Source organism: Mesorhizobium album (assembly GCF_033977205.1).
In the GTDB taxonomy this organism is placed as follows: domain Bacteria; phylum Pseudomonadota; class Alphaproteobacteria; order Rhizobiales; family Rhizobiaceae; genus Mesorhizobium; species Mesorhizobium album.
The window spans coordinates 90,499-99,814 of the sequence record NZ_JAVIIW010000024.1 but is presented as its reverse complement, the minus strand read 5'-3'; the positions used below and the strand labels follow the sequence as shown (position 1 = coordinate 99,814).

The 9,316-nt window shown below is 60.5% G+C and carries 7 protein-coding genes and 3 pseudogenes; 4 read left to right on the top strand and 6 right to left on the bottom strand.

Translation table 11 applies throughout. The annotated features are described in order from the left end of the window. Positions 1-725 precede the first annotated feature (725 nt). Together RFN28_RS20590 and RFN28_RS20585 are read right to left on the bottom strand one after the other, a co-directional pair. Positions 726-896: a hypothetical protein gene (locus RFN28_RS20590; RefSeq protein ID WP_320256487.1), complete on the bottom strand. Its 171-nt coding sequence runs from the start codon at positions 894-896 to the stop codon at positions 726-728. Positions 897-942: 46 nt separating this feature from the next. Beyond that, entirely contained in the window at positions 943-2,595 is a 1,653-nt protein-coding gene (locus RFN28_RS20585; RefSeq protein WP_320252958.1) for an MFS transporter, read from the bottom strand. A gap of 212 nt (positions 2,596-2,807) precedes the next feature. Between RFN28_RS20585 and RFN28_RS20580 the strand changes: the two genes are divergently transcribed. After that, on the top strand, positions 2,808-3,269 hold the full coding sequence (locus RFN28_RS20580) for a Ros/MucR family transcriptional regulator (protein WP_320224044.1): 462 nt from the start codon (positions 2,808-2,810) through the stop codon (positions 3,267-3,269). A 185-nt stretch (positions 3,270-3,454) separates the two neighbouring features. Here the strand turns inward: RFN28_RS20580 and RFN28_RS20575 are convergent, their stop codons facing one another. Continuing rightward, entirely contained in the window at positions 3,455-3,667 is a 213-nt protein-coding gene (locus RFN28_RS20575; RefSeq protein ID WP_320224045.1) for a cold-shock protein, read from the bottom strand. Between the two features lie 1,371 nt (positions 3,668-5,038). Here RFN28_RS20575 and RFN28_RS20570 point away from each other — a divergent pair. After that, on the top strand, positions 5,039-6,199 hold the full coding sequence (locus tag RFN28_RS20570; protein WP_320289115.1) for an MFS transporter: 1,161 nt from the start codon (positions 5,039-5,041) through the stop codon (positions 6,197-6,199). A 17-nt stretch (positions 6,200-6,216) separates the two neighbouring features. Here RFN28_RS20570 and RFN28_RS20565 read toward each other — a convergent pair whose 3' ends face one another. After that, complete coding sequence (locus RFN28_RS20565; protein WP_320289114.1) at positions 6,217-7,332, bottom strand: Fic family protein; 1,116 nt, start codon at positions 7,330-7,332, stop codon at positions 6,217-6,219. Between the two features lie 467 nt (positions 7,333-7,799). Here RFN28_RS20565 and RFN28_RS20560 point away from each other — a divergent pair, with 467 nt between their 5' ends. Next, positions 7,800-8,141, top strand: coding sequence for a hypothetical protein (locus RFN28_RS20560; RefSeq protein WP_320223105.1), 342 nt, complete (start codon positions 7,800-7,802; stop codon positions 8,139-8,141). A 222-nt stretch (positions 8,142-8,363) separates the two neighbouring features. Here the strand turns inward: RFN28_RS20560 and RFN28_RS20555 are convergent. Both RFN28_RS20555 and RFN28_RS20550 read right to left on the bottom strand, forming a co-directional pair. Continuing rightward, positions 8,364-8,581, bottom strand: a pseudogene (locus tag RFN28_RS20555) (IS5/IS1182 family transposase); the annotation flags it as partial. 300 nt (positions 8,582-8,881) lie between these two features. Then, positions 8,882-9,013: pseudogene (locus RFN28_RS20550) on the bottom strand (ATP-binding protein); the annotation flags it as partial. Positions 9,014-9,015: 2 nt separating this feature from the next. Between RFN28_RS20550 and RFN28_RS20545 the strand changes: the two are divergent. Then, positions 9,016-9,300 (top strand): annotated as a pseudogene (locus tag RFN28_RS20545) (IS630 family transposase); the annotation flags it as partial. Positions 9,301-9,316 lie beyond the last annotated feature (16 nt).

Below are 9,316 nucleotides of genomic sequence, written 5' to 3'. Positions count from 1 at the left end.
CGACGCGGCTGGAGGAAGCTTCGCTAGCCTGCGGCTCGCGGTGCGTCCGCTCGACAATCGAGTTGAACGCGTTTCCACCTTCTGCCGCGGCGTGACCTGATGCGGCGCGGGACCTGCCGTCCGGGGCGTCACCGGCTGGAGTGCCTCCGATGCGCGATCTTCCCGTCCGGCCGATGTTGGTCATGTTTCGTCTCCGATCCAGGCAACAACGCATCGCCTAAAGTGTCTGGAGCAACGACAGGCGAGCCAACATGGTCGTCGCTCAGGAACCCCAAAGCGCGCCTAGGGCACCGAACCCGGGAGCTCTGAAGGAAGCACCTTGTCCGATCGGTAAATCGAGCAGGCCCTTGGCCGGGCCGACGCTCGAATACCATTCGCTCGCGGTCGGGAGGTCGCAATCACCTTCAACACACCTAACAACCATTGCTTCCTTGAGGCGGAACGTAGCTTGGCTGACCTGACAACAAACTGACGCGCTATGAGAGCTGAGCAGAATCTGAGAGCCGCCGGAGCAAACCGTTGCTTTTGGCCAAGGGACAATGGCCGGCTGAACTGACGTGCGAACGGTATGGCCGACGCGAGTAGGTTAGACCGGCTGCGACCGTAAGGCATACGGAATCCAGCTGCTTGGAACGCCGGCAGCCACGCCAGCTGAACATTCCCCCAGAATTGAATTGATTGGACAGCCGATTGACTGGTCTGCCCGTTGTGATTCGCTGATCTGTCTAAAACTTGAGCGACATGACGACAGCAAGGCGGAGCGCCCGGCGGCGCTTCGGCGGGACCGCAGCGTGCGCGTCGTTGGCACCACTGTTCGGCTTGTAGAGCTGTGGATAGCGATCCCCCAGCCGCGCTCTATCGCCATCGAACTTCGCGGCGGCCTTTGCCACCATCATGATGCCTGCGCTTGGAGCAGTTAGCGATTACCAAATCGAGACGAGATCACCGTCGGAAAAAGAAGCTCCCCGACTGCTCCCGCCTGCGCGGCGCTCCGGTCGGCCGCTCGATCGCAAGCCGCGTGCGAGGCGGAAGCTCTCCCGCATGCAGTTCGAGGAGAGACCGATCCAGTTCCCTGTCCTCCGCGGTCAGCCGGTGGTTGAGGCGAAGGTAGTCCATCCAAGTCGGCGTGCGGAACGTCTCCGTCCAATGCAAGGGTTCCTGGAGGTCGCGCTGGAGATTCCAGTGCCGGGCGCCGGCGCGGCTCTGCACCCGGCGGCGTTCCTGCATCTGGTCGAGGAAGGTTTCGACGTTGGCTTCCGGTATGGAGTACTCGATCTTAACCACGATCGGGCCGCTTCTCGACTTCAAGTCGAGGGCGAGCGCCGGCGTTTCGAAGCCAAGCGAATCCTGGTCGGCCTCTTTCCACTGGCGGATCGGGAGCAGCAGTCCGGTGGCGGCAACCAACAAGAGAGCGCCCGCAGAGGCCTCGAGCGCTAGCGTCAGGGAATGGTTTTCGGCCACCACGCCCCAAATCCAGCTGCCGACCGCGACACCTCCCGACGAGAGGGCCGAGTAGATCGAGAGCGTGCGGCCAACGACCCAGCGCGGGCTCGACAATTGCACGCTGACGTCAAGTCCCGTCCAGGTGACGACCCAACCCGCGCCGCCCAGCGTCAAGGCAATCGCCGCCACCACCAGCGAAGGCGTGAAGGCAAGCGCCAGGCAGCAGGCGGCGCAGGCAATACAGGCGAGCGTCGTCAGACGCTCTTGCGACAGCGACCGTCTCAGCGCGTTGTTGGAAATGCCCGCGCACAAGGCGCCGGCGCCAAATCCAGCCATCAGGACACCATAAGCGATCGGCCCTCCCCCGAGCTGGTCCCGGGCAACCAGTGGCAGCAGCGCCAGGATCGAGATGCTCGTCAGACCGAAAAGGAATCCACGCGCGATCGCCGCCTTGATCTCTCCCGACAGCGCCGTGAAGCGGGCCCCGTCATGAATGGCCGTGCTCAATGGCTCACGGGGAAGAGGCGAAGCGCGACCGCTCCATTTGTAGAGTCCTATGGCCCACAGCATCGCCAGATAGGTCAGTGTCGCTGCGGCGAAGGCGGCTAGGGGTCCGAAGGAGGCGACAACGACGCCGCCGAGCGCCGGACCGATGCTTCGCATGGCGTTGTAGCCGACCGAGATCAGCGTGACCGCGGCCGGAACTTCGCGCTTTCGCAGGATGTCTCCGACGGAAGCATGCCAGGCCGGATCAGTGAAGGCAGCGCCGCATCCAGCCAGGCAGCTGAAGGCGAGGATCATCCAAGGATTGTAAAATCCCAGCGCCACAACAGCGGTCAGCATGATCGACGACAATGCTATCACGCACCAGCCGATGGCCATGACATGGCGGCGACTGAAATTGTCGGCAATGGCTCCGGCGAAGATCGATAGAATGAACACTGGAAGCGTCGTGGAGGTCTGCACCAGGGCGACCATCACATCCGAGGTCGAGATGGTCGCCATCAGCCAGCTGACCGCAACCGTCTGAAACAGCCAGCCCAGACCGGACAGCTGTGCGGCAAGCCAGATCGCGCGAAAGGTGGGGCTCTCCAGCGGCGCGAACGTCGCCGACGAAACTGAAGCTGCGTCCGCGCGCGCCACCCTGCTCATTGGGCGAGCCCTTCTCTGTTCGTGAACACGTTTAGTTGGAGATTTCTCCCTCGGCGCACTTGCCTCTGGAGAGTGGCAGGATCAGGGCATTACAATGCCGAACCGAGTAATTTATGCGTCTAGGGCTGGAACGCAACCTTTCATTGCGTTCTGTGGCTGCCTTCATTAATCAAGCTGATTTTTGCAGAAGCCATAAAAATTAGGAGCGTTCCGTGACAGAAGAAATCGAGAGCAATAGTGATGCCCTCATCGAGCTTACCGCCGACGTCGTATCGGCCTACGTCTCGAACAATCCGGTCCCGGTGAGCGACCTTCCTGGCCTGATCGACCAGGTTCATGCCGCCTTAAAAGGCACGATCGGCGGCCCGGTCCCAAAGCCTGAGGACCTCAAGCCTGCCGTTCCCATCAAGAAATCGGTCACGCCCGACTATATCATTAGCTTGGAGGACGGAAAAAAGTTCAAGTCGCTGAAGCGCCATCTCTCAACCCACTATGGCCTTACGCCCGACGAATACCGCGCAAAGTGGGGCCTGCCGGCAGACTACCCGATGGTTGCCCCGAATTATGCCGCAGCTCGCTCTGCTTTAGCCAAGACCCTGGGCCTGGGTCGAAAGCCTGATCGGGCCGAACAGGCCGCGCCGGCAAAGAGGGCCCGCAAAAACGGCGCGGCCTGAGTGTTGTTCCGGCGTGCTGACTTGGAAAGGCGGGGAGACTCCCGCCTTTTGCACTGCGTTCCCCGGCCTGCAACAATTTGCGCGAGGCTTCCGTCGATTTCATGTTCACGCGCGATTTCATCTGCGGCGGTCGGTAGAGGCTCGCCGTCGGGCGGCTGTTGCGCCATGCGCAAGAAGCCGTCAGCTCACTTTACTTTGCTGAGATTGCTGGCCGAGGATTTCCCGGTGCGGCGGTCCTGCTCGATCTCGTAATTAACCTTTTGGCCGTCAGCGAGAGTCGAAAGACCCGATCGCTCCACAGCGGAAATGTGGACAAAAACGTCCGGGCCGCCCGCATCGGGTTGGATGAAGCCGAAGCCCTTCGTGCTGTTGAACCACTTTACCGTGCCAGTTGCCATCCATTTTTCCTTTGTATCGGTTGCAGCGTTGGTTTGCCCAAGCCAGTTAACATTCTGACTTGGGGATAGGCGCAGCAAAAACGAGAAATCGCAAGCCCCCTGGATTGCCAGGAGGAAAATCAAATGCCGGATACCGGCTGGTGAACGCTCAACCCCTGCTTTGTCCCTTGGCTGCTGCGGCCATCACTCGCCATGGCCGGATGGTTCGCGCAACTTCAAAGGGAGGTGGTCGGCTGGAAAGCGCGAACATACTGTCATCGGCAGTTTGGGTTCGAATAGAAAGCGTGGGTCAACCCTGCACAGCGGTTTTCTCACCGCGGCTCGACCCCACTGAAACCGCGGCTGACTGTCTGCGTAAAGGACATCCGGGGCTACGAAGAGATCCATCGGGAAGTCCTTTCCCGGCTACCTGGGGTAAGAAAAATTAGGGCGGATATTCGTTCCGTTTTGATGAATGGCGCGGCCCGAGCGCATCCACGAAATCTTCATTTAGGCGGAGGTAAGGCCAAGCGCGTCTAAATTGCCGAGAGGCTGGCTCACGTTGCTGGCGATTGATACGAGAAGGAAGATACGTGCTGAGAATGACGCGGGCCGAGCTCACGATCTGGTCTGGTCGAAACCGATGACCGAAATCCCAAGGCAGTATGGCATCAGAGACCGCATGTGGCGCAGACCTGCGATGCGTATGAGATCGCTCAGCCGCGTGCCGGCCATTGGCAAGAGAGCACGGCAAGTCGGTGGAAACCGCTGCGCTCGATAACAAGAACCATAGCCCTGTCGAGGCGACTCTGCGAGCAGGGCACGATGCTTTCTCGTTCAACGCCTATAGCTCGGGGAGCCTGAGACAGGGACAAGATCCCAAGGTGGCATAGCGCTTGCTTGCAGCATCAGGGGCATTGAGCTCCAGACTGGAGCGCAGCGCTGTAATGTTTAGAGTCGCCAGGTCAGCCAACCTCGTCATCCTGTGTTCACCGGGGGGTCCCCGGCGAACAGCAAGAACAGACATGATTTCCACACCGAACCGTGCTCGCGGGCGCAGGCATGTGAGGCCGTGGCGAACGGCTAGTGTCGAAAAAAAGCCGCCGGAGTTCTCGCCAAGATTTCCTCAACTTGCGCGGAGGCAATCGGCATCGGCAGCTGATCATGTTTTCGTTTCCTCCACAGTTGCCCATGAGAGAGAAACGTCAGGTCGCCCGAGCCAGAATAGTCCTGTTGACGACCGTCGCTCAGACGCCGCCCGCCTCAACAGCCCGGCCTGTGTTCGAAAAAGGCCGCCCTCCTTCTTCTGATTCCAGTGTTGCTATGGTGGAGCTCGTGCATCGCGGCCGTCCAGACAATCTCGGTCTTGGACCGTTTTAGCAGGGACGTCCCATGCCGCTGCCAATCCTAGCGCTTGCCATAGCATCCTTCTGCATCGGCACCACCGAATTCGTCATTATGGGCCTGCTGCCGGAGGTCGCGGCCGACCTTGGCGTCTCGATCCCTTCGGCTGGCCTTCTGGTCACCGGCTATGCGCTGGGCGTCGTCTTCGGCGCGCCGATCGTGGCCATGGCGACCGCCCGCCTGCCGCGCAAACCAGTGCTCATCGGCCTCGCCACCCTCTTCGTTATCGGCAACTTCTTCTGCGCCATCGCTCCGAATTATTGGCTGTTGATGGCGGCGCGGGTCTTCACCGCCTTCGGCCACGGCGCCTTCTTCGGCATCGGCTCCGTCGTTGCAGCGAGCCTCGTGCCGCGCAACAAACGGGCGAGCGCGATTGCGCTGATGTTCGCCGGCCTGACGCTGTCCAACATCCTGGGCGTTCCCGCCGGCACGGCGCTGGGCGAAGCCTTCGGCTGGCGCGACACCTTCCTCGCCGTCGTCGGCATCGGCCTCGTCTCGGTCGCGGCCATCGCCTGGCTGGTGCCGTCGGATGTCGCCGAGCCTAGCGGTGGCGGTCTGCTCGGCGAATTGCGCGTGCTCGGCAAGCTGCAGGTCTGGCTGGCGATGCTGATCGCCTCGCTCGCCTCCGCCAGCTTGTTCGCGGTCTTCACTTACATCAAGCCCTATCTCACCGACGTGTCCGGCCTGTCGACGGCGACCGTGACCTGGGTGTTGCTCTTGTTCGGCGCCGGCATGACCATCGGCAACATCATCGGCGGCAGGCTGGCGGACTGGAAGCTGATGCCGACTGTGATCACCACGCTGCTCGCCATGGCCCTGCTGTTCGCCGTCTTCACCGAGTTCGGCGCCATCGCGAGCGTGGCCGTGGCGATCGTCTTCCTGTGGGGCATGCTGATCTTCATCGTCGTGTCGCCGCTGCAGATCCGCGTCGTCGAGGCGGCCGCCGAAGGGCCAAACCTTGCCGCCACGCTCAACCAGGGCGCCTTCAATGTCGGCAATGCCGGCGGCGCCTGGATCGGCGGGCTCGCCATCTCCTGGGGCGTATCCTACGCGAACCTGCCGCTGGTGGGCACCGCGCTCGCGCTTCTGGCCGTCACGGTGGCCGTGCTGTCGCAGTCGCTCGACCGCCGCGCGGTGGTACAGACTTAGTCATCCGCTGATGGGATCTACGCACGATCGTCACGAATATTCAGCATGTAACGTGTGTGTCGGAGTTCACCGGTTCTTGTCAGCGCACCCTTGGCAACCAGATCGTGCAGGTCCCTTGTCGCCGTGGCGCGCGACGCCTGGGTGATGGCGATATAATTCTCCGCGCTGAGGCCGCCCTTGAAACTGGCGATACCTTCCCGGAACATCCGGGCGACGGCTTTTTCCTGGCGTTCGTTGAACTGCCCCCGATGGTGCTCGTAGAACTTGGCCTTGGCAACGGAGAATTCGACGCGGGCGAGCGTTACGCGCTGCGCTTCTAGGATTGTGCTGGCGAAGTAGATCAGCCAATCGGTGATCGCGTTGTTTTTGTTGCTGGCCTCCAAATGATCGTAATAGGCCTTGCGGCGACGCTCGAGCGTGTAGGCCAGCGCGATGAGGCTCGGCTCGCCCAGATTTTGCGCCAGCGCTTTTTCGCAAAGGGCACGTCCTATGCGGCCGTTGCCGTCTTCGAACGGATGGATGCTCTCGAAATAAAGGTGCGCGATACCGGCGCGCGTCAGCGCGGGAAGCGGAGTCTTGCCCTTGAGCGCGGTATCGTTGAACCAGATGGTGAACGCGTCCATCTCGGCTTTCACGCGCGATGAGGGCGGCGCCTCGAAATGCACTTTGGGTTTGTCCAGCCGGTTAGAGACGATCTGCATGGCATCGGCATGCTGGCGATAGTTGCCGATCGTCTCGATGCGCCGCTCGCCTGACATCACCATCTTGTGCCAGGCATAGAGCGTGCGATGCGAGAGCGGGTTGGCAAAATGCAGATACACGTCGGCCATCATTTCGGCGATGCCCCGCTCGGCGGGCGGGACGCGCCTATTCTCGCCTCCGAGCGCCAGCTGCTGCCGCAAGGATGATTGCAGGCTTTCCCGGTTGAGATACTCACCCTCGATCTCGGATGTCTTCAAGGCCTCTTCACTGATTAGATCGATGCGGATCTGGTCGCGGTCATCGGGGCCAACATGGCGAAACACGCCCAGGAACTCGCCCGATCGCAATAGGAACTCGCTTTCCAGCGGGTCCAATGCCATCTTGTCGTAGGTAAAATGCGGCCAGTCGGCCTGCTCCCAATTCCATACCATGAGCTATAGAGCGCCTTTCTATAACTCATGATAGCGGAAAAAGTGAGCTATAGCAATCTTATCTATGCCTCAGCCGGCGCCCACTAGATGGTCTCCGGCGGCCCCCAGAATTTCGGCACATCGACCGTGAAGAAACCATAATCCTTCGAGGTTCTCATTGGTTCGGAACCATTCATCCAGCTTGCCTGGAACATCAGTTGGGGACTCCGGCTCAAAGGCATGACAGCGGACGCTCGTGGTGAACTATCGCCACTGGTGAGCCGCGTGAAACGACTCCGATTCAGCCGTTAGACGGAGGGGGTGAAAAAATATGGGGGTTCAAGCACATTCAGGACTTGCGTCCTACCGGGCTGAAACCGGCCTAAAAAAGGCAATGCTCGCGTTTCCGCTTACAAAGCCTCCGAGGCGATAAATAGGCGCAACCGGCGGCAACGTCAATAATTAGAGGTGGCCGAGGGGGAACGCCTATGAAGACATTCACGCAATCACAGCTGCAAGCAATCGCTGACGCATTTGGCGAGGCCGCCGACGGCCTGACCGGCTTGGAAATCGGACATCTGCTGGCCACGGTCAAGATCGCCGATACCGTTTCCCCAATGACCAAGCGACACAGATCGTACAATGCCTTTGCCAACGACCAGAACAAGCGTGGTGCCCGCACCCATATCATAGCGTTCATCCGCAAGGCCATGAAACCGGAGCGTTTCGCGCGAGAGGCCGAACGAATCGAGCCGCACGGGACTTCGTTCAAGCCGAAACAGACAGCCGGATGCGAAACCGCCTCCCGGAGTAAGGAGGTCCCCGCATGAAGGTCGCGTTCTACGCCTGCTACTCATCGGACAATCAGCGAGACGCCTCGATCGAGGATCAATTGGGGTTCTGCCGCCTCCATGCCGAGACGTAAGGCTGGACGGTCGTCGACAGCTATACCGACCGCGCGATCTCCAGCGCGTTGCCGCTCAAGCTGGGCCTGGCGGCTGAATTCTATGCTGCTTGGCTTTCGACAAGCTGACGGATGAGCCTCTGCACATGGCAGGCTTCCGGTCATGTGCCTGCCAGGCAGTCAGGACGAGATCGACTGGTCGGCCTTTGGCATCGACGAGCGCGTGACCTTGGTCGTGAGCCCGCCGCAGGAACATGAAACATCGTCGTCATCCCTTTTTGCCCTGGCCGCATGTTGGCGAACGCTGACACAGGAGTCGATCATGATGATCTGGCCGTCGAAAGCCTTGGAAAAAGCGGCGAGCACCCAATGAAGTGAAATTGAGGCCCGGCAGGGGCTGGCGGTTCCCACAGCGTTTTTGTTCCCTGTGCGTTCCGGTGGCCACGCAATGATTAGCGCAATCTAATATTATGAAAGCGGTCCCTTGGCCATGCGTCGCAGAGCACCTGATAGGTGTTTTACATCTCATGGCTTGAGGTTTTCCAGACCGGAGGCCTCCTTGTGCGTATTTCGCAAAAGCCGGACTGGGATTCCGCTAAGTCGCGGACAGTGTTCACTAAGTCCCGGACAGTTTGGCGGTGGTGGTCCTCGGGTGCCTGGTTGTCGTCATGGGTGATTGATTTCGCCGTTTTCGGCGCTGGTCAAGAGGGGCGCCGCCTTTTGCTTTCGCATGCTGTCGCCTAGGAGCACGATGCGGTGGGCGTTATGAACAATCCTGTCGAGAATGGCGTCGGCGACTGCACCTTAAGGTGCGTGCCCGGCTCAACCACCATCAGCGCTTCACCTTCCACTTCACCCCCACGTCTTGCTCCTGGCTCAACGCTGTCGAGGGCTTCTTCGCCAAGCTGTCGAAGCGACGCCTCAAGCGAGGCGTCTTTCATTCTGTCATCGACCTGCAGGCGCCCATCAACCGCTTCCTCGCAGAGCACAATCGACAACCCAAACCCTTCACCTGGACCGCCGACCCCGACAAAATCATCGCCGCCGTCAAACGTGGGCACCAAGTGTTAGATTCAATCCACTAGCCTCAATCTGCCAGCA